This window comes from Pseudomonas sp. S32, from assembly GCF_016648095.1.
Lineage (GTDB): Bacteria > Pseudomonadota > Gammaproteobacteria > Pseudomonadales > Pseudomonadaceae > Aquipseudomonas > Aquipseudomonas parafulva.
This window is the reverse complement of record NZ_JACVVF010000037.1, coordinates 1-17868: the sequence shown is the minus strand read 5'-3', so window position 1 is coordinate 17868 and position 17868 is coordinate 1. Positions and strand designations below refer to the sequence as shown.

17 protein-coding genes are annotated in these 17868 nt (G+C 63.0%); 7 read left to right on the top strand and 10 right to left on the bottom strand.

Annotated features, from left to right (window positions below; genetic code table 11):
* Positions 1–5 precede the first annotated feature (5 nt).
* Positions 6–1925: a HAMP domain-containing methyl-accepting chemotaxis protein gene (locus IAE38_RS18120; RefSeq protein WP_201213963.1), complete on the bottom strand. Its 1920-nt coding sequence runs from the start codon at positions 1923–1925 to the stop codon at positions 6–8.
* A gap of 178 nt (positions 1926–2103) precedes the next feature.
* On the bottom strand, positions 2104–2979 hold the full coding sequence (ypfJ, locus tag IAE38_RS18115; protein ID WP_028633332.1) for a KPN_02809 family neutral zinc metallopeptidase: 876 nt from the start codon (positions 2977–2979) through the stop codon (positions 2104–2106).
* Positions 2980–3177: 198 nt separating this feature from the next.
* On the opposite strand from ypfJ, the gene pcaH reads away from it, so the two are divergent.
* Positions 3178–3897, top strand: a complete 720-nt coding sequence (pcaH, locus tag IAE38_RS18110) for a protocatechuate 3,4-dioxygenase subunit beta (protein WP_201218521.1) — start codon at positions 3178–3180, stop codon at positions 3895–3897.
* 10 nt (positions 3898–3907) lie between these two features.
* A complete protein-coding gene (pcaG, locus tag IAE38_RS18105) occupies positions 3908–4513 on the top strand; it encodes a protocatechuate 3,4-dioxygenase subunit alpha (RefSeq protein WP_201218520.1) in 606 nt (201 codons plus the stop codon).
* Between the two features lie 71 nt (positions 4514–4584).
* On the opposite strand, the gene IAE38_RS18100 is transcribed toward pcaG, so the two are convergent.
* The 5 genes from IAE38_RS18100 to IAE38_RS18080 all read right to left on the bottom strand — a co-directional run bounded on the left by IAE38_RS18100 (position 4585) and on the right by IAE38_RS18080 (position 9881).
* Entirely contained in the window at positions 4585–5019 is a 435-nt protein-coding gene (locus IAE38_RS18100) for a cupin domain-containing protein (RefSeq protein ID WP_201218518.1), read from the bottom strand.
* Between the two features lie 111 nt (positions 5020–5130).
* A complete protein-coding gene (locus IAE38_RS18095; protein ID WP_201218517.1) occupies positions 5131–6027 on the bottom strand; it encodes a LysR family transcriptional regulator in 897 nt (298 codons plus the stop codon).
* A gap of 55 nt (positions 6028–6082) precedes the next feature.
* Positions 6083–7168 (bottom strand): tRNA (uridine(54)-C5)-methyltransferase TrmA, encoded by a 1086-nt coding sequence (gene trmA, locus IAE38_RS18090; RefSeq protein ID WP_201218516.1) that lies wholly within the window; start codon positions 7166–7168, stop codon positions 6083–6085.
* On the bottom strand, positions 7165–8460 hold the full coding sequence (locus IAE38_RS18085) for an NCS2 family permease (protein WP_028633327.1): 1296 nt from the start codon (positions 8458–8460) through the stop codon (positions 7165–7167). Before IAE38_RS18085 ends, trmA begins: the two co-directional genes overlap by 4 nt.
* A gap of 200 nt (positions 8461–8660) precedes the next feature.
* The gene (locus IAE38_RS18080; protein WP_201218515.1) at positions 8661–9881 is read right to left on the bottom strand and encodes an MFS transporter; all 1221 of its coding nucleotides are present in this window, start codon (positions 9879–9881) and stop codon (positions 8661–8663) included.
* Positions 9882–10237: 356 nt separating this feature from the next.
* Between IAE38_RS18080 and IAE38_RS18075 the strand changes: the two genes are divergently transcribed.
* Genes IAE38_RS18075 through IAE38_RS18065 form a run of 3 tightly spaced genes read left to right on the top strand, consistent with a single transcriptional unit; the run spans position 10238 to position 12849 of the window.
* The gene (locus IAE38_RS18075) at positions 10238–11674 is read left to right on the top strand and encodes a cytochrome ubiquinol oxidase subunit I (protein ID WP_201164564.1); all 1437 of its coding nucleotides are present in this window, start codon (positions 10238–10240) and stop codon (positions 11672–11674) included.
* A 3-nt stretch (positions 11675–11677) separates the two neighbouring features.
* On the top strand, positions 11678–12685 hold the full coding sequence (cydB, locus tag IAE38_RS18070) for a cytochrome d ubiquinol oxidase subunit II (protein ID WP_028633324.1): 1008 nt from the start codon (positions 11678–11680) through the stop codon (positions 12683–12685).
* Positions 12686–12696: 11 nt separating this feature from the next.
* Entirely contained in the window at positions 12697–12849 is a 153-nt protein-coding gene (locus IAE38_RS18065; protein ID WP_033727993.1) for a DUF2474 domain-containing protein, read from the top strand.
* A gap of 34 nt (positions 12850–12883) precedes the next feature.
* Here IAE38_RS18065 and IAE38_RS18060 read toward each other — a convergent pair whose 3' ends face one another.
* Both IAE38_RS18060 and IAE38_RS18055 read right to left on the bottom strand, forming a co-directional pair.
* On the bottom strand, positions 12884–14008 hold the full coding sequence (locus IAE38_RS18060; RefSeq protein ID WP_201218513.1) for a methyltransferase: 1125 nt from the start codon (positions 14006–14008) through the stop codon (positions 12884–12886).
* 96 nt (positions 14009–14104) lie between these two features.
* Positions 14105–14812, bottom strand: a complete 708-nt coding sequence (locus tag IAE38_RS18055) for an autoinducer binding domain-containing protein (protein ID WP_028633322.1) — start codon at positions 14810–14812, stop codon at positions 14105–14107.
* A 211-nt stretch (positions 14813–15023) separates the two neighbouring features.
* Here IAE38_RS18055 and IAE38_RS18050 point away from each other — a divergent pair, with 211 nt between their 5' ends.
* Positions 15024–15800, top strand: coding sequence for a ferredoxin--NADP reductase (locus IAE38_RS18050; RefSeq protein WP_201218512.1), 777 nt, complete (start codon positions 15024–15026; stop codon positions 15798–15800).
* A gap of 42 nt (positions 15801–15842) precedes the next feature.
* Here IAE38_RS18050 and mscL read toward each other — a convergent pair whose 3' ends face one another.
* On the bottom strand, positions 15843–16247 hold the full coding sequence (gene mscL / locus IAE38_RS18045) for a large-conductance mechanosensitive channel protein MscL (RefSeq protein ID WP_060483036.1): 405 nt from the start codon (positions 16245–16247) through the stop codon (positions 15843–15845).
* 179 nt (positions 16248–16426) lie between these two features.
* On the opposite strand from mscL, the gene radA reads away from it, so the two are divergent.
* Positions 16427–17797, top strand: a complete 1371-nt coding sequence (gene radA, locus IAE38_RS18040; protein WP_028633319.1) for a DNA repair protein RadA — start codon at positions 16427–16429, stop codon at positions 17795–17797.
* Positions 17798–17868: the final 71 nt, after the last annotated feature.

Below are 17868 nucleotides of genomic sequence, written 5' to 3'. Positions count from 1 at the left end.
CCCGATCACACCCTGAACCGGCTCACCAACATCTGCAACTCCCCGCCAAGCCGCGCCAGCTCCACGCTGGACGCGGCTGTCTCATCGCTGGCTGCCGCCGTCTGCTCCGACACATCGCGCACATTCAGGATGCTGCGGCTGATCTCTTCCGCCACCGCACTCTGCTGCTCTGCGGCCGCTGCAATCTGCTGGTTCATCGACTGAATGCTCGACACCGTGCTGGTGATGCTCTCAAGCGACGACCCTGCCTTGCGCGCCAGTTCCACGCTGCTGTCGGTCAGCGAGCGGCTGCCCTGCATGGCATTGGCCACCTGCTGGGTGCCGTGCTGCAGGCTGGCGATGAGCTCTTCGATTTCTTCGGTGGATTTCTGCGTACGCTGGGCCAGGCCACGTACCTCGTCGGCGACCACGGCAAAACCACGGCCTGCCTCGCCGGCACGTGCCGCCTCGATGGCTGCGTTCAGCGCCAGCAGGTTGGTCTGTTCGGCAACCGACTTGATCACGTCCATTACACTGCCGATTTTCTGGCTTTCCTGCTGCAGCAGGTTCATGGCCTCTGTGGAACGGTGCATGTCTTCGGCCAGGCGCTCGATCTGGCCAATCGCTTCACCGACCACGCGGTCACCGGCACGGGCTTCGCCATCGGCCCCCGTGGCGGCGTGCGATGCCTGTTCGGCATTGCGCGCCACTTCCTGAACGGTAGCAGCCATCTCGTGCATGGCGGTGGCCACCTGGTCGGTCTCGACCTTCTGGCTGTTGGCCCCTGCGCTGGTCTGCTCGGTCACTGCCGACAGCTCTTCGGCGGCGCTGGCAATTTGCGTGACGCCATCACGAATCCCGCCAATCAGCTCGCGCAGAGTGGTACCCATGCGTGCGATGCCTTGCTGCAGCACACCCAGTTCATCGCGGCGGGTAACCCGCAGCTGCTCGGTAAGGTCGCCGCTGGCAATCCGCTCCACGGCCACCAGGGTGTCCTGCAACGGGCGAGTGATCTGGCGGGTGATCAGCACGGCCGCCAGCACACCGACCAGCAGCGCCAGCAATGTAGCCACGGCCTGCAGGGTGCGGGCCTGGCTGCTTTCGATGTCGCGACGCTCCAGCTGGATCTTGTACAGCGCATCGCTGGTCTTGACGATGTCGGCACCTTCTACCGTCATTTCTGCCCGGGCGACGTTGATGGTGGCGACGGCGTCGCGGAACTGGCGCGCAGCGTCACGGAACGCCAACACGGCGCGCTCCAGCGGCTGCAAGGTGGCCTCCTGGCCAGGTAATTCCCGCTTGAGGGTGTCCACCTCGGCCAGTGCAGCGTCCAGCTGACGCAACGCAGCCTGTTCGTTTTGTGCGGTGTTATCGGCAATGTAGCCGCGCACGTCGATGCGCACCTGCAACAGCTGCTGGCGGGTCTTGCTGATCAGTTGCTGCTGGGCCAGGCGCACGCTGTCGCCCTCGGCGCGTGCCATCACGGCCTGGCTCAATGCGTCCATGGCCTTGTCGGCCTGGGCAGAGGCGTTGTCCATGGCGGCGCGGGCAGTGCGGCCGGCGTCGTAGCCCTGGCGCATCTTGGCCAGCGAGACTTTGTAGGCGCTGATGGTTTCGCCCAGCTCGCCCAGCAACTTCACGTTTTCAGGGCTCTTGAAGGTATGCGCCAGGTAGGCCTGCTGCTTGCTGAATGTATCGAGCTTGGCCTGGGTATTGGCCGCTGCTGCGTCGTCACCGTTGGCGATCATGTATTGCAGCCGCGCGATGCGCAGGTCGGTCAGGTCCTTGTTCAGCTGGCTGATATCGCTCATCCAGTTGCTGCGGTCAATCAGGCTGCCCAGGCTGGTCCAGCCAGTGAGGGCCAGCACGCCGGTCAGGATAAGCACCAGGCCGAAGCCCAGGCCAAGTTTCAGGTTGACGCTGATGTTGGCAAACCAGCTGTTCATGCACGCACTCCAGAAGTTGTTTTTCGCTCTCTTGATCTTCGTTCGCAAGGCGTTGTTGTTCTGGATGCCCGCTGAATCGTGCTGGGTGTATCGGCAGCGAAAGGGGAAGCTGAAACGCTTTTTCAGCAAAACCGTAACAGGCGCGGGGTAAAGGGGCCGTTTGGCGGCCCCGGAGATCTCAAAGGTTGCGGGCGCTGAAGGTATCGCAGCTGTCTACTTCGCCCTGGGCGAAGCCGGCCTTGAACCAGCGCACCCGCTGCGCCGAGGTGCCGTGGGTGAACGAGTCAGGGACCACGCGGCCCTGGCCCTGTTGCTGCAACCGGTCATCGCCAATGGCATTGGCCGCGTTCAGGGCCTCCTCCACATCACCCGGTTCCAGCCAGTTCAGGCGCTTCTGCGCCTGGTAGGCCCACACACCGGCCAGGCAGTCGGCCTGCAACTCCTGGCGCACCAGCAGGCCGTTGTCGCCCTCCATGCGCTGGCCACTGCGGCGGGCGGCATCCACCTTGGCCGATACCCCCAGCAAGGTCTGCACGTGGTGGCCAATCTCGTGGGCGATCACGTAGGCCTGGGCAAAGTCACCTGCAGCGGCAAAGCGTGTTTCCATTTCACGGAAGAACGACATGTCCAGGTAAACGCGCTGGTCCGCCGGGCAATAGAACGGCCCGACCGCCGCCGAGGCAAAGCCACAGGCCGAATTGACCTGGCCGCTGAACAGCACCAGTTTGGGGTCGCGATACTGTTTGCCGGCCTGCGCGAACAGCGCCTGCCAAGTGTCTTCGGTATCGCCCAGGATGGACGCGACGAACTCGGCCTGCTGATCGTTGGCAGGTGGCGCCTTGCCAGAAGTGGCGGTGGGTGCCTGCTGCTGCATCTGGCCGGTCAGTTGGCCCAGGATCTGCAACGGGTCCTGGCCGGTCAGCCAGCCGATGCCCACGATCAGCAGAATGGCGCCGAGCCCCAGCCCTTTGCCGCCACCAAACCGCATCCCGCCGCCACCTGAGCCCCGGGCGTCGACCACATTGTCGCTACGTCGGCCTTTTCGCCATTCCATGAATGCTCTCCAGAGCCTGAAACAAGAAGATAAAGATTAGTCCACTGCACCGACAGGTGTCAGGCGCTTCTGTCATGCATAACCATTTGGTTAAGCCTCTTCGGCATGAATTCAATATTCATTGCATCCATGCTCCCTGAAACTGTAAGTCCGCCTGCCCCACCCAGGCGTTCCATAATTCCAAGAGAGGAAACCGGCATGCCCGCTCAGGACAACAGCCGCTTCGTGATCCGTGATCGCAACTGGCACCCCAAGGCCCTGACGCCTGACTACAAGACCTCGATCGCGCGCTCGCCGCGTCAGGCCTTGGTCAGCATCCCACAGTCGATCAGTGAAACCACCGGCCCTGATTTCTCCCACCTGGGTTTTGGCGCCCATGACCACGACCTGCTGCTGAACTTCAACAACGGCGGCTTGCCGATTGGCGAGCGCATCATCGTTGCCGGTCGCATTGTCGACCAGTATGGCAAGCCTGTGCCAAACACCCTGGTCGAAATGTGGCAGGCCAACGCCGGCGGCCGCTACCGCCACAAGAATGACCGCTACCTGGCGCCGCTCGACCCCAACTTCGGGGGTGTAGGCCGCTGCCTCACCGACCGCGACGGTTACTACAGCTTCCGTACCATCAAACCCGGCCCGTACCCCTGGCGCAATGGCCCGAACGACTGGCGCCCGGCGCACATTCACTTCGCCATCCGCGGGCCTTCGATCGCGACCAAACTGATCACCCAGCTGTATTTCGAGGGCGACCCGCTGATCCCGATGTGCCCGATCGTGAAGTCCATCGCCAACCCGCAAGCCGTGCAACAGTTGATCGCCAAGCTCGACATGAGCAACGCCAACCCGATGGATTGCCTGGCGTACCGCTTCGACATCGTGCTGCGTGGCCAGCGCAAGACCCACTTCGAAAACTGCTGAGGACCCCGCCATGCCAATCGAACTGCTGCCGGAAACCCCTTCGCAAACGGCCGGCCCCTACGTGCACATCGGCCTGGCCCTGGAAGCGGCCGGCAACCCCACCCGTGACCAGGAAATCTGGAACCGCCTGGCCAAGCCTGAGGCTGCCGGCGAACACATCGTGCTGATCGGCCACGTGTACGACGGCAACGGCCACCTGGTGCGCGATTCGTTCCTGGAGCTGTGGCAAGCCGATGCCAACGGCGACTACCAGGACGCCTACAACCTGGAGAACACCTTCAACAGCTTCGGGCGCACCGCAACCACCTTCGACGCAGGCGAGTGGACGGCGCACACGGTCAAACCGGGCGTGGTAAACAACGCCGCAGGTGTGCCGATGGCGCCGCACATCAACCTCAGCCTGTTTGCCCGCGGCATCAACATCCACCTGCACACCCGCCTGTATTTCGACGATGAAGCCGAGGCCAACGCCAAATGCCCGGTGCTCAACCTGATCGAGCAGCCCCAGCGGCGGGAAACCCTGATTGCCAAGCGCTGCGAAGTGGACGGGAAGACGGCGTATCGCTTCGATATCCGTATTCAGGGGGCAGGGGAGACGGTGTTCTTCGACTTTTAAGTAAAGGGGCGCTCGCTCCGTCCAGGCCAAGGCAATGCCTTGACGGAGTGGCCCCTCAGGCAGCCTGGTAATCAGCTGTTTACAGGCTTGAGGTCGAACGCATCGGCCTGGTACTGGAAGAGCAGGCAATCGGCTGCCGCGGTGCACCCGCTTTCGTGTACCAGGTCCGCCGGTAGCTTGTAGTACGACCCCGCCGGGAATTCGCTGCGTTTGCCATCGATCACTGCGTAAAACGTGCCGTGCAGTACTACTGTCGGCAGCACCTGGCTGTGCTGGTGCAGGCCATTGTCGGTCCCTTTTCTGAACCTGACATAGGCCGAATAAGGCCCGGTGCCAAAGATATCGCCCTCTACGTTCGCGTAGCTGACGGCGCCCTGGGTATTGGGCACCGCTTGCCGTGCGAGGGCGCTGCTGTCGGGTACCGACACGGTTTTTTCTGCCGCATTGATGCCTGTTGCCAGGGTTGCGAGCGCCATGCCCGCGACTATTTTCTGTAATGCCTTCATGTGAAATTCCTTCGCTGGATAACCCTGCAGCCAAGGCTAAAGTAACGCCATTCACACAGATACGTCCCTGCATGGCCAAGACCTGTGCTTATTTTGCACAGATCAAGCTTGCTACCTGGGTTGGGCGTAATAAGCCTGCACATACTCCAACAACGCCCGCACCTTGGGTGCCAGGTAGCGGCTTTGCGGGTAGACCGCGTAAAGGTTGCGCGCGGGCAACTTCCAGCCTTCAAGTACTGGCACCAGACGCCCGTCGAGCAACGCATCGTGCACGATGAAACGGTCGAAACTGGCAATGCCCAACCCGCCAATTGCAGCAGCGCGCAGGGCCATCGGTGAGTTGGCACTCAGGCGCCTGGGCATGACGATGTCGTGTTGTTCGCCATCCGCGCGGGTGAGCTGCAACCGCTGAGGGTGCGCAAGGTTGCTGTAGCCGAGCAGTGCATGGCTGCTCAGCGTACCCGGTGAGCTGGGCGCACCATGGCGTTTGAGGTAACCGGGGGCCGCGACCAGCATCACTTCGCTGGGCGCCAGCCGGCGAGCCACCAGGCTGGAGTCCGGCAGATGATCGGTGATCCGCAGGCACACATCGACTTCATCTTCGAGCATGTCGATAAAGCGATCACTGCAATTGAGCTCCACCTGCAGGCATGGGTGGCGTTCCACAAAGTCAGCCAGCCAGCGCCCCAGTTCCAGCTCGCCGAAGGCGGTTGGTACACCCAGGCGCAGGGTGCCCGTGGGTTGCTGCTGATGCTCGGAGAGCTCAAGCGTCATCGCTTGGACCTGCTCAAGGATAGAGACGCAGTGGCGATAAAAAAGTGTGCCCGCTTCGGTCAGGTGCAGGCGGCGTGTAGTGCGGGCAAGCAGTTGTGTGCCCAGCTGGCGCTCCAGTTGCTTCACCTGGCGTGACAGTACGGTGTGGGACTGGCCTGTACAGCTGGCCGCGGCGCTGAAGCTGCCGAGGTCGACGACCCGGCGAAAGGTGTGCATGGCGGCCAACTGGTCCATCTTCACGGGCTCCTGACAGGGCCGGTGGGCCGTAAGGGCCCAACCGACTAAGGGATCAGCGCCGAACCAGCAATACGCCGCTTTCCATATGGTGGGTGTAGGGGAACTGGTCGAACAACGCACAGCGTTCGATCCGGTGCGTATCGTGCAACTGGGCGATGTTTTGCGCCAGGGTTTCCGGGTTGCAGGAGATGTACAGGATGCGCTCGAAGCGCCGGGTGAGCTCGCAAGTATCCGGGTCCATGCCGGCACGCGGCGGGTCGACGAACACGGTGCCGAACCTGTAGCTGCCCAGGTCGATGCCCTCCAGGCGGCGGAACGGCCGCACGCCGTTCAATGCCTGGGTCAGCTCCTCTGCCGACAACCGCACCAGGCGCACGTTGCCCACAGCGTTTTCGTCCAGGTTGCTCAGCGCGGCATTCACCGACGTCTTGCTGATTTCAGTCGCCAGCACCTGGCGGGCGCGGGTGGCCAGCGGCAGGGTAAAGTTGCCGTTGCCGCAATACAGCTCCAGCAGGTCATCCTCGCGTTCGCCCATGGCGTCGAACGCCCAGCCGAGCATCTTCTGGTTCACCGCGCCATTGGGCTGGGTGAAGGCCCCCTCGGGCTGGCGATAGCTGAACACCCGGCCCGCCACATCGAGTTTCTCCATCGCATAGTCGCGGCCGATGACCAGGCGCTTGCCCTTGGAGCGGCCGATGATGCTGGCGCCCAACTCATCGGCAAGCTGCCGGGCGGCCGCTTCCCAGGCATCGTCCAGTGGGCGGTGGTAGCACAGCGTGATCATCGCGTCGCCGGCCAGCGTGGTCAGGAACTCGACCTGGAACAGGCGGTTGCCCAGCGCCTCGTTGCCCTGCCACGCAGCCTTCAGCCGAGGCATCAGGGCATTGATGGGGCGGCTGGCGATTGGGAAATCGTCGATCAGAATCGCCTTGTGCTTGTCCCCGGGCGCAAACATGGCGTAGTGGCGCTGGCCGTCCTCGCGCCACAGGCGGAACTCGGCGCGCAGGCGGTAGTGCTCGCGCGGTGAATCGAAAACGGCAGGCTCCGGCGCGCTGAAGGGCGCCAGCAGCTCGCGCAGCCGGGCTACCTTGGCGTCCAGCTGGCTGGCGTAGGAGGAGGGGTCGAAAGCGGCACTCATGCGTTGAACCAGCCCAGCTTGATGACGAACAGAATGGAAAGGATGACCAGCGCCGCGTTCAGGTCGCGATGGCGGCCACTGATCAGCTTGATGGCTGTCCAGGCGATGAAGCCGAAGGCGATACCATTGGCTATCGAGTAGGTCAGCGGCATGGCCAGGGCGGTGACCACCACCGGCGCGGCTTCGGTAACGTCATCCCAGTTGATTTCTGCCAGGCCCGAGGCCATCAGCACGGCAACGAACAGCAGGGCCGGTGCGGTGGCGAAGGCCGGTACGCTGCCGGCCAGCGGGGCGAAGAACAGCGCCAGCAGGAACAGCACGGCGACCACGATGGCAGTCAGGCCGGTGCGGCCACCTGCGCTCACGCCAGCGGCAGATTCGATGTAGCTGGTGGTGGTGGAGGTGCCCAGCAACGAACCGGCCATGGCGGCGGTACTGTCGGCGATCAGGGCGCGGCCCATCTTCGGCATGTGCCCATCCTTGCCCATCAGCCCGGCGCGCTTGGCCACGCCGATCAGGGTGCCGGAATTGTCGAACAGGTCGACGAACAGGAAGGCGAAGATCACGCTCACCAGCCCCACGTCCAGGGCGCCGGCGATGTCCAGCTGCAGGAAGGTAGGGGCCAGCGAAGGCGGCATGGAGACGATCCCGCCAAAGGGTGTGACGCCCATTGCAATGGCTGCCACGGTAACCGCCAGGATGCCGATCAGCACCGCGCCGCGCACTTTCAGCGCTTCCAGCCCCACGATCAGGAAGAAACCGAGGGTGGCCAGAATCGGCGCGGGCTGGCGCAAGTCACCCAGGCCCACCAGCGTGGCTGGGTTATCCACCACAATCCCCGCGTTATGCAGGGCAATCAGTGCCAGGAACAGCCCGATGCCCGCAGCGATGGCTGAGCGCAGGGGCAGCGGAATGCTGTTGACGATCCACTCGCGGATGCGAAAGATCGACAACAGGAAGAACATCACCGCCGACAGGAACACCGCGCCCAGGGCTACCTGCCAGGTGTGGCCCATGTGCAGCACCACGGTGTAGGTGAAGAACGCGTTCAGGCCCATGCCCGGCGCCAGGGCGATCGGGTAGTTGGCGATCAGGCCCATGGTGGTGGAGCCGATGGCGGCCGCCAGGCAGGTGGCGACGAACAGCGCCCCCTTATCCATGCCGGTCTCGCCGAGGATGCTCGGGTTGACGAACAGGATGTAGGCCATGGCCAGGAAGGTGGTGACGCCCGCCAGTATCTCGGTGCGCACATTGGTGTTGTGTGCTTTTAGTTGAAACAGCCTTTCCAGCATGCCCGCTCCCCGAGGCGCCCCCGGCGCCATGAATGTATCGACCCCATCAGCAAAGCACAGACCGTACCGGTTGCCGTGGTTTTGTGTGGGGTGGAAAAAAGCCGCGCATCATACCAGCATGCCAGGCGGGGGCCTATGGCCGTTGGGGAAAGGGTTTCGCACGGCGTGTGCCCGCGATCGGGCCGGTACAGGCCAACCCTTCAGCCCTCGTGCAAGCGATCGCGCTTGGCCAGTGTCGGGAACAGTTTAATCCACACCCCCGTCACCACCAGGGTGCCCACACCCCCGAGCACCACGGCAGGCACTGTGCCAAACCAGTGCGCCGTGACCCCGGATTCGAACTCGCCGAGCTGATTCGAGGCACCGATGAACAGCCCATTGACTGCGCTGACACGTCCACGCATTTCGTCCGGCGTCTCCAGCTGCACGAACGCCCCGCGGATCACCATGCTGATCATGTCGGCAGCCCCAAGCACCACCAGCACCGCCAGCGAGAACCAGAACGAGGTGGACAGGCCGAACGCGATGGTGGCCATGCCGAACACGCCCACCGCCGTGAACATGGTCCGCCCCACCTTGCGTTCGAACGGGAACCGGGCCAGCCACACCGACATCAGCAAGGCGCCCACCGCTGGCGCTGAGCGCAGCAGCCCCAGGCCCATTGGCCCGGTCAGCAGGATGTCCTTGGCGAACACCGGCAGCAGTGCCGTCGCCCCGCCCAACAGCACGGCGAACAGGTCCAGCGAAATGGCGCCGAGGATGTCTGGCCGGCTGCGGATGAAGCGGATGCCTGCCAGCAAAGACTCAAGGCTGGCGCGCCCGCGCTGGGCCACCTGGCCACGGGCCTGCAGGCTCAGGGTCAGCACGCAGGCGATGGCATACAGGGCGACCGTTGGCCCGTACACCCAAATGCTGCCAAAGGCATAGAGAAAACCGCCCACGGCAGGCGCCACGATGGTTGCCGACTGGGTCGCAGATGCCGAGGCTGCCACGGCCCGTGGGAACAACCCGGCCGGTACAACGTTGGGCAGCAATGCCTGTGTGGCGGGCATCTCGAACGAGCGGGTGGCCCCCAGCAGGAAGGCCAGGGCGAAGATCAGTTCGCGGGTGACATGGTCGGTAGCGCTGCCCACCGCCAGGGCCAGGGCGATCAGCCCCTGCAGGCTCTGGCACAGGGCCGCCACCTTGCGCCGGTCATAACGGTCGGCCACATGGCCGGTGTGCAACATGAACAGTACCCGGGGTGCGAACTCCACCAGGCCCACCAGCCCCAGGTCCAACACGTTGCCCGTTAACTGGTAGAGGTGCCAGCCAATGGCCACGGTGAGCATCTGGAAACCGCTGGCGGTAAACACCCTGGCCAGCCAGAAGGCCAGAAAAGGGCGGTGATGGCGCAACAACTGCGGCGCAGAATCAGACATCGGAACCCTTGACCTCGGCGCGTGGGGAAGGCTGCAGCCTATCATCTGTTTGTAACAAATGGTTGCTGTTTGCACGCCCGGGCATTTTTCCGCCGCATTTGGAACCGGGGTGGGGCAACCGGTCACGCGGCAAACCACCACACGGCCAGTTGGGCCTTTCGGGGCTATGCTTGCAGGCATATCGTTGATCTGGGTCAATCGTTGCAATCGTAACGATCCCGCGACGGTTCGGCCTTCTGGCCGTAATCCCTGCACATCGAACAGAACAATTCCAACGCGCCGTACTCGACTACGTGGGGGCAGTGGGGCGACGGTGCCACCGGCCCGATCGCCGGATTACCTGAAGAGGAAGCATTATGTTCGGTCTAGAGGCCCTGGATCTCGCCCGGATCCAGTTCGCGTTTACCGTATCCTTTCACATCCTGTTCCCGGCCATCACCATTGGCCTGGCAAGCTACCTGGCCGTGCTCGAAGGCCTTTGGCTGAAGACCGACAAACAGGTCTACCGGGACCTCTATCACTTCTGGTCGAAGATCTTTGCTGTCAACTTCGGCATGGGGGTAGTGTCTGGCCTGGTCATGGCCTACCAGTTCGGCACCAACTGGAGCCGGTTCTCCGAGTTCGCAGGTTCGGTCACCGGGCCGTTGCTCACCTACGAAGTCCTCACCGCGTTCTTCCTTGAAGCAGGCTTTCTGGGCGTAATGCTGTTTGGCTGGAACCGGGTAGGGCGTGGCCTGCACTTTTTCGCCACCTGCATGGTGGCGCTCGGTACGCTGGTGTCCACATTCTGGATCCTGGCCTCCAACAGCTGGATGCAGACCCCCCAGGGCCACGAAATCATCGATGGCCGCGTCATACCGGTGGACTGGCTGGCGATCATCTTCAACCCCTCGTTCCCGTTCCGCCTGATGCACATGGCCACGGCAGCCTTTGTCGCCACCGCCTTCTTCGTCGGTGCTTCGGCGGCCTGGCACCTGCTGCGCGGGCGCGACAACCCCTCGGTGCGCAAGATGCTGTCGATGGCCATGTGGATGGCCCTGATCGTGGCGCCCGTGCAGGCGCTGATCGGCGACTTCCACGGCCTGAACACGCTCAAGCACCAGCCGGTGAAAATTGCCGCCATCGAAGGCCACTGGGAGAACAAGCCGGGCGAGGCAACGCCGTTGATCCTGTTCGGCATCCCCGACATGCAGGCTGAAACGACTCGCTTTAAGGTCGAGATACCCGTACTCGGCAGCCTTATCCTCACCCACAGCCTGGACCAGCAGGTACCGGCGATGAAGGAATTCCCGCCCGAAGACCGGCCCAACTCCACCATCATCTTCTGGTCGTTCCGCATCATGGTCGCGCTCGGCATGCTCATGATTGCCGCCGGCTTGTGGAGCCTGTGGTTGCGCAAGGGTGGCAAGCTGTACACCTCGCGCCCGTTCCTGCATTTCGTCACCTGGATGGGGCCGTCCGGGTTGTTGGCGATTCTTGCCGGCTGGTTCACCACCGAAATCGGTCGCCAGCCCTGGGTGGTGTATGGGGTCATGCGCACCGCCGACGGTGTGTCCAACCACAGCTACACCCAGCTGGGCTTCACCTTGGTGGCCTTCGTGGTGGTGTATTTCGCCCTGTTCGGCACCGGCTTTGCGTACATGATGCGCCTGGTGCGCAAAGGGCCGCATACCGGTGAAGGGGACCAGCCGCGCCCGGGTGGGCCAGGCCAGCAACGTACGCCAGCACGGCCATTGTCCGCCGCCGACGACAGCAGTGATGCTGCCACTGCAGACCTGAGCAAGGGGAACTGAGCCATGGGTATCGATCTTCCACTGATCTGGGCTGTCATCATCATCTTCGGCGTGATGATGTACGTGGTGATGGACGGCTTCGACCTCGGCATCGGCATGCTCTTCCCTTTCGTTAAAGGTGAGCGTGACCGGGACGTGATGATGAACACCGTTGCTCCCGTGTGGGACGGTAATGAAACCTGGCTGGTACTGGGAGGTGCCGGATTGTTCGGTGCCTTCCCGATGGCGTACGCGGTGGTGCTCGAAGCCCTGTACCTGCCGTTGATGCTGATGCTGATCGGCCTGATTTTCCGCGGCGTGGCGTTCGAGTTCCGCTTCAAGGCCAGCGCCCAGCGCCGGCATCTGTGGGACAAGGCCTTCATTGGCGGCTCGCTGGTGGCCACGTTCTTCCAGGGGGTAGCGCTGGGTGCCTTCATTGAAGGTTTCAAAGTGGTGGACCGCCACTTCGCCGGCGGTACGCTGGACTGGCTGACACCCTTCAGCCTGTTTTGTGGCCTGGGGCTGATCGTGGCGTACTCGCTACTGGGCTGCACCTGGCTGATCATGAAGACCGAAGGGCCGCTGCAGGAGCAGATGCACAACCTTGGCCGCCCGTTGGCCCTGGTGCTGCTGGCGGTGATCGGCATCGTCAGCCTGTGGACACCTGTGGCCTATCCACAGATCGCCGAGCGCTGGTTCAGCATGCCCAACCTGATCTGGTTCATGCCGGTACCGGTGCTGGTGCTGGTGACCTTCTACGGGCTGTTCAAGGCAGTGGCGCGCAGCGCGAATTATGCGCCGTTCCTGCTGACCCTGGTGTTGATCTTCCTTGGTTACAGCGGCCTGGGCATCAGCCTGTGGCCGAACATCATCCCGCCGTCCATCTCCATCTGGGAGGCCGCCGCGCCGCCGCAGAGCCAAGGCTTCATGCTGGTCGGCACCTTGTTCATCCTGCCTTTCATCCTGGGTTACACCTTCTGGAGCTACTACGTGTTCCGCGGCAAGGTGACTCACGATCAGGGCTATCACTAGGAGGCTGAAAAATGACCAGTAACCAAGGTGCGGAGCAGAAGAAACCCTTGTGGCAGCGCCTGGGCTGGCTGCTGCTCATCTGGGCGATGAGCGTGGCGGCACTGGGTGTGGCGGCCTGGGTGATGCGGCTGTTCATGAGCGCAGCCGGGTTGACCACCCACTGAGCGCTGCCGGGGCTGCCAGGCAGCCCCGGCACCTTTATTTGCGCGCCTTGAGCACGACGAACTTGGGCGTTGCCGCCACCTGTTCCACACCGCGGAACAGGCGGGCAAGCTTGCTGTGGTAGCCCAGGTGGCGGTTACCCACGATGTACAGCGCGCCACCCACTACCAGCGCTTCGCGGGCCTGCTGGAACATGCGCCAGGCCAGGAAATCACCCACCACTTGTTGCTGGTGAAACGGTGGGTTGCACAGCACAACGTCCAGGGATTGCTTGTCGATCCCTGCCAGGCCATCGCCCGCCAGGAACGTGGCCGGGCGCTCGCCCAGGGCTGCCTGCCAGTTTTCTTGCGCGGACTGTACGGCCATGTAGGACTCATCGACCAAGGTATAGTGCGCGTCCGGGTTGGCCATGGCGCTGGCAATGGCCAGCACCCCGTTGCCACACCCCAGGTCTGCTACCCGGGCGCTGCCCAGGTTCCCAGGCAGGTGAGGCAAGAATGCCCGGGTGCCGATATCCAGCCCCTCTCGGCAAAACACGTTGGCATGGTTGACCAGCTCCAGCGCCGGTGCCTCCAGGCGGTAACGGCTGGGGTACGGTGAGCAGGCGAGCGGTTGCTGTGCGGGGGTTGCCGTCAGCAGCCGGGCTTTTTTCTGCGCCAGTGAGGCCTGTACTGGGCCGATGTATTTTTCCATCAGCTCGCCGGCGGCACGCGGCAGGTGCTTGATCATGGCGCCGGCCATCACCTGCGCGCCAGGGGCGAGGTGGCCTTGCAGGCGAATCAGCTGCTCTTCAAGCAATGCCAGGGTCTTGGGGACACGGATCAACACGCGGTCGAATTCACCTTGCCAATGCTCGCTGGCCGGTATGAACGGTACGCTGTCGAATGACACGCCTCGGCGCACCAGGTTCTTGCCCAAGGCAAGGTGTGCCAGGTGTGAATCGCCACTGCTGACCACCTGCACATGGCCGGCCAGGCTGGCCGCCAGGGCGCCAAAACTGTCATTGAGCACCAGCACTCGCCAGCCAGCCTGGGGCGCCTGCTGGTGCAACTGCTCGAGCAGGTATTCGTCGGCGGCGTCGAACGCCTGCAGCGGGTCGTTGGCCTGCTCGGGTTGACGGATCAGGTCGAGGGCAGCAAAAGGGGTGGTCAACAAGGGCATGGCGTCTGGCTCGGGTACGAATCTGCCCGTTGCGGTTCGCCGCGGGCTTTGCCGGGCGATTCTACAGCGCTTTGCCGAAGGTCGCAGGCTCGAACGTCAGATCCAGCCGCGCAGGGCTGCAATGGCCACGGCGCCAGCCTTGTTGGCCGCGTTGGTTTTGGTGATCACGCTGCGAATGTGAAAATTGACCGTGCTTTGCGACAGGGACAGGATGCAGGCCACGTCGGCGGCGGTTTTGCCGGCGGCGGACCACTTCAATACCTCAAGCTCCCGCTCGCTCATTTTCGGTTGAGGCGGGCAAAGTGCATCCAGATGATGCTCGGAGAGTACCGCATGCAGGGTGTGGCACATCCACTGGACGCTACCCGCCTTGTCGTACAGTTCGGCCGTTTCGATTCTGCCAGCGGGCCTGGCCACGCTCATTTGGCTTTCGTTGTGCTGCAAGTCGTGAAGTGACTGTGTCCAGCCGTGCCGAAGGCCATGCTGGCATGCCGCCTCGCGCACATGAGGGGCTTCTTTGTAGAGTTCGTCAGTCCACAGTACGGGTGTGGTGGAGGTGTGGCTGGCGATACTGGCGCTGTCCTGCTTGTAGAAGTCTTCATCCTGGTAGCACAGGATCCAGTCGCTCGGGTAATTGCTATAGAGGTAGAAGTGCGGGGTTTGGGTGGCGATCTGTATTCGCAGGTTCAGGCCGAGGTAGTCGAAGTCCAGATCCTGGGTAAGGTGCACAGCGATATCGAACAGTTTCCGCGGGTGGCGCTCGCTCACAAAGGCGTGAAGATGCTCTGGCTTCCAGTGAAACATCTGAAGTCTCCAGTGGGCATCGGAGCCCAATCCGTATGGGTGCCGGTTTGAGTGTAGGAAACGTTTCAGCCCATCGTTGGTACATTTGGCTATAGCAGGCGGGCTTTCTGTGACCGAATGTGCCGCGAACGGCACTAGGCCCCACAAAGCAGTGGTTTTTATCCAGACTACTTTGCGCGACACTGTATGGACCCCGCATTTGGAGCCCGACATGACCGCCAGCGCTGAGAAATTCACTCGTCAGACCCTGCTCGATGTTCAGCCTTTGACGCCGAACCTGTTCAGCCTGCGAGTCACGCGCGATGCGGGCTTTCGCTTCCGCTCGGGTCAGTTTGCCCGCCTGGGGGTGAGCAAGGCCGATGGCAGTGTGGTGTGGCGAGCCTATTCGATGGTCAGCGCGCCGCACGACGAGTACCTCGACTTCTTCTCCATCGTAGTACCCGATGGCGAATTCACAAGCGAGCTGAGCCGCCTGGGGGCAGGCGACACGCTGTTGATAGACCGCCAGGCATTCGGGTTCCTGACGCTTGACCGCTTCACCGGCGGGCGCGACCTGTGGCTGTTGGCAACGGGTACCGGCATCGCGCCGTTCATGTCGATCCTGCAGGACTTCGAAGCCTGGGAGCGTTTCGACAACATCAAGCTGGTGTATTCGGTACGCGAGGCCAAAGAGCTGGCATACGTCGATGAAATCAACGCCCTTGAGCAGCGTGATTACCTGGCGGAGTTCGCCGGCAAACTGCAGTTCATTCCTGTAGTCACCCGCGAGCAGCACCCCGGCGCGCTGGACCAGCGCATCACTACCCTGATCGAGAACGGTGAGCTGGAGCGGGCAGCTGGGTTGGCGCTGTCACCCGAGCACTCGCGCATCATGCTGTGCGGCAACCCTGAGATGATCGATGAGACGCGCAAGGTGCTCAAGGCGCGCGACCTGCAGTTGAGCCTGAGCAAGCGCCCTGGCCAGGTCGCGGTGGAAACCTACTGGTAATTACTGCCTGCGAACGGCGGGCGCCGCTCGCAGGGTACTGCCTCAAGGGCGGTTTTTGAGCAGGTCGCGGATTTCGGTAAGCAGCGTTTGCTCAGGCGACGGAGCAGGCGGCACGCTTGGCGCCACCGCTTCTTCGCGCTTGAGGCGGTTGATGGCCTTCACGCCCATGAAGATGGCGAAGGCGATAATCACGAAGTCGATGACGGTCTGGATGAACTTGCCATAGGCCAGCACCACCGCCGGGATATCGCCCTGAGCAGCTTTCAGGGTGATGGCCAGGTCGCTGAAATCGACACCGCCGATCAACAGCCCCAGTGGCGGCATGACCACATCCCCAACGAAGGACGAGACGATCTTGCCGAAGGCCGCGCCGATGATGATACCGACCGCCATGTCGACGACGTTGCCTTTGACCGCGAAGGCCTTGAACTCACTGATCATGCCCATGTATCTATTCCTTTGTAACAAATGGTGAGGTAAACGCAGTGTAAGCCACTTAAACGCTTCATGCGCTGCATTCAGGGGTAGTGACTACGGTCGCAACGAATAGTTTTGTCGCATCCCTGGCCCGCCAGGGCACGTTCGCTACGTTATCATTCAGGCTTTTTTACCCGGAGACACTCCCCATGGCCAAGGCCAAGCGCATGTATGGTTGCACCGAGTGCGGCGCGACCTTCCCCAAATGGGCTGGGCAATGTGGCGAATGCGGGGCCTGGAACACCCTGGTCGAAACCATGATCGAAAGCGGGGGTGCGGCAGCGCCAAGCAGTGGGCGTGCGGGCTGGACCGGGCAGCAGGCGCAGATCAAGACCCTGGCCGAAGTCAGCGTCGAAGAGATCCCGCGCTTCACCACCAGCAGTACCGAACTGGACCGCGTGTTGGGTGGCGGGCTGGTGGACGGCTCGGTGGTGCTGATTGGCGGTGACCCGGGTATCGGCAAGTCGACCATCCTGTTGCAGACCTTGTGCAACATCGCGGTGGGCATGCCTGCGCTGTATGTCACCGGCGAAGAGTCCCAGCAGCAGGTGGCCATGCGCTCGCGGCGCCTGGGGCTGCCCCAGGACAAGCTCAAGGTCATGACCGAAACCTGCATCGAAACCATCATTGCCACGGCGCGCCAGGAAAAACCGCGGGTGATGGTAATCGACTCGATCCAGACCATCTTCACCGAGCAGCTGCAGTCGGCGCCGGGCGGTGTGGCCCAGGTGCGTGAAAGTACTGCATTGCTGGTGCGCTACGCCAAACAGAGCGGCACGGCCATTTTCCTGGTGGGCCATGTGACCAAGGAAGGCTCGCTGGCAGGCCCGCGGGTGCTGGAGCACATGGTCGACACGGTGCTGTATTTCGAGGGCGAGTCCGACGGCCGCCTGCGCCTGTTGCGGGCGGTTAAGAACCGCTTTGGCGCGGTCAACGAACTGGGCGTTTTCGGCATGACCGACCGCGGCCTGAAGGAAGTGTCCAACCCATCGGCGATTTTCCTCAACCGCACCCAGGAAGAAGTACCCGGCAGTGTGGTGATGGCGACCTGGGAGGGCACGCGGCCGATGCTGGTGGAGGTGCAGGCGCTGGTGGATGACAGCCACCTGGCCAACCCGCGCCGGGTCACGTTGGGGTTGGACCAGAACCGCCTGGCCATGCTGCTGGCGGTGCTGCACCGGCATGGGGGTATTCCGACCCACGACCAGGACGTGTTCCTCAACGTGGTCGGCGGGGTCAAGGTGCTGGAAACCGCATCAGACCTGGCCTTGCTGGCGGCGGTAATGTCCAGCTTGCGCAACCGGCCGTTGGCCCACGGCCTGCTGGTATTCGGTGAAATCGGCCTGTCGGGCGAGGTGCGGCCGGTGCCCAGTGGGCAGGAGCGCCTGAAAGAGGCGGCCAAGCATGGCTTCAAGCGTGCCATCGTGCCCAAGGGCAATGCCCCCAAGGAGGCACCGGCCGGGCTGCAGGTCATTGCGGTCACCCGGCTGGAGCAGGCGCTGGATGCACTGTTCGAATAATGGTGGGCGCCCAAATGCCCCAGGCCTAATTGGCCCGAAACAAACGTAGGAGCGAGCGCAGCTCGCGATGC

Excerpts from the sequence above, each read along its gene's own strand:
- IAE38_RS18120 (WP_201213963.1), bottom strand. The coding sequence starts at position 1,925 with ATGAACAGCTGGTTTGCCAACATCAGCGTCAACCTGAAACTTGGCCTG.
- ypfJ (WP_028633332.1), bottom strand. The coding sequence starts at position 2,979 with ATGGAATGGCGAAAAGGCCGACGTAGCGACAATGTGGTCGACGCCCGG.
- pcaH (WP_201218521.1), top strand. The coding sequence starts at position 3,178 with ATGCCCGCTCAGGACAACAGCCGCTTCGTGATCCGTGATCGCAACTGG.
- pcaG (WP_201218520.1), top strand. The coding sequence starts at position 3,908 with ATGCCAATCGAACTGCTGCCGGAAACCCCTTCGCAAACGGCCGGCCCC.
- IAE38_RS18100 (WP_201218518.1), bottom strand. The coding sequence starts at position 5,019 with ATGAAGGCATTACAGAAAATAGTCGCGGGCATGGCGCTCGCAACCCTG.
- IAE38_RS18095 (WP_201218517.1), bottom strand. The coding sequence starts at position 6,027 with ATGGACCAGTTGGCCGCCATGCACACCTTTCGCCGGGTCGTCGACCTC.
- trmA (WP_201218516.1), bottom strand. The coding sequence starts at position 7,168 with ATGAGTGCCGCTTTCGACCCCTCCTCCTACGCCAGCCAGCTGGACGCC.
- IAE38_RS18085 (WP_028633327.1), bottom strand. The coding sequence starts at position 8,460 with ATGCTGGAAAGGCTGTTTCAACTAAAAGCACACAACACCAATGTGCGC.
- IAE38_RS18080 (WP_201218515.1), bottom strand. The coding sequence starts at position 9,881 with ATGTCTGATTCTGCGCCGCAGTTGTTGCGCCATCACCGCCCTTTTCTG.
- IAE38_RS18075 (WP_201164564.1), top strand. The coding sequence starts at position 10,238 with ATGTTCGGTCTAGAGGCCCTGGATCTCGCCCGGATCCAGTTCGCGTTT.
- cydB (WP_028633324.1), top strand. The coding sequence starts at position 11,678 with ATGGGTATCGATCTTCCACTGATCTGGGCTGTCATCATCATCTTCGGC.
- IAE38_RS18065 (WP_033727993.1), top strand. The coding sequence starts at position 12,697 with ATGACCAGTAACCAAGGTGCGGAGCAGAAGAAACCCTTGTGGCAGCGC.
- IAE38_RS18060 (WP_201218513.1), bottom strand. The coding sequence starts at position 14,008 with ATGCCCTTGTTGACCACCCCTTTTGCTGCCCTCGACCTGATCCGTCAA.
- IAE38_RS18055 (WP_028633322.1), bottom strand. The coding sequence starts at position 14,812 with ATGTTTCACTGGAAGCCAGAGCATCTTCACGCCTTTGTGAGCGAGCGC.
- IAE38_RS18050 (WP_201218512.1), top strand. The coding sequence starts at position 15,024 with ATGACCGCCAGCGCTGAGAAATTCACTCGTCAGACCCTGCTCGATGTT.
- mscL (WP_060483036.1), bottom strand. The coding sequence starts at position 16,247 with ATGGGCATGATCAGTGAGTTCAAGGCCTTCGCGGTCAAAGGCAACGTC.
- radA (WP_028633319.1), top strand. The coding sequence starts at position 16,427 with ATGGCCAAGGCCAAGCGCATGTATGGTTGCACCGAGTGCGGCGCGACC.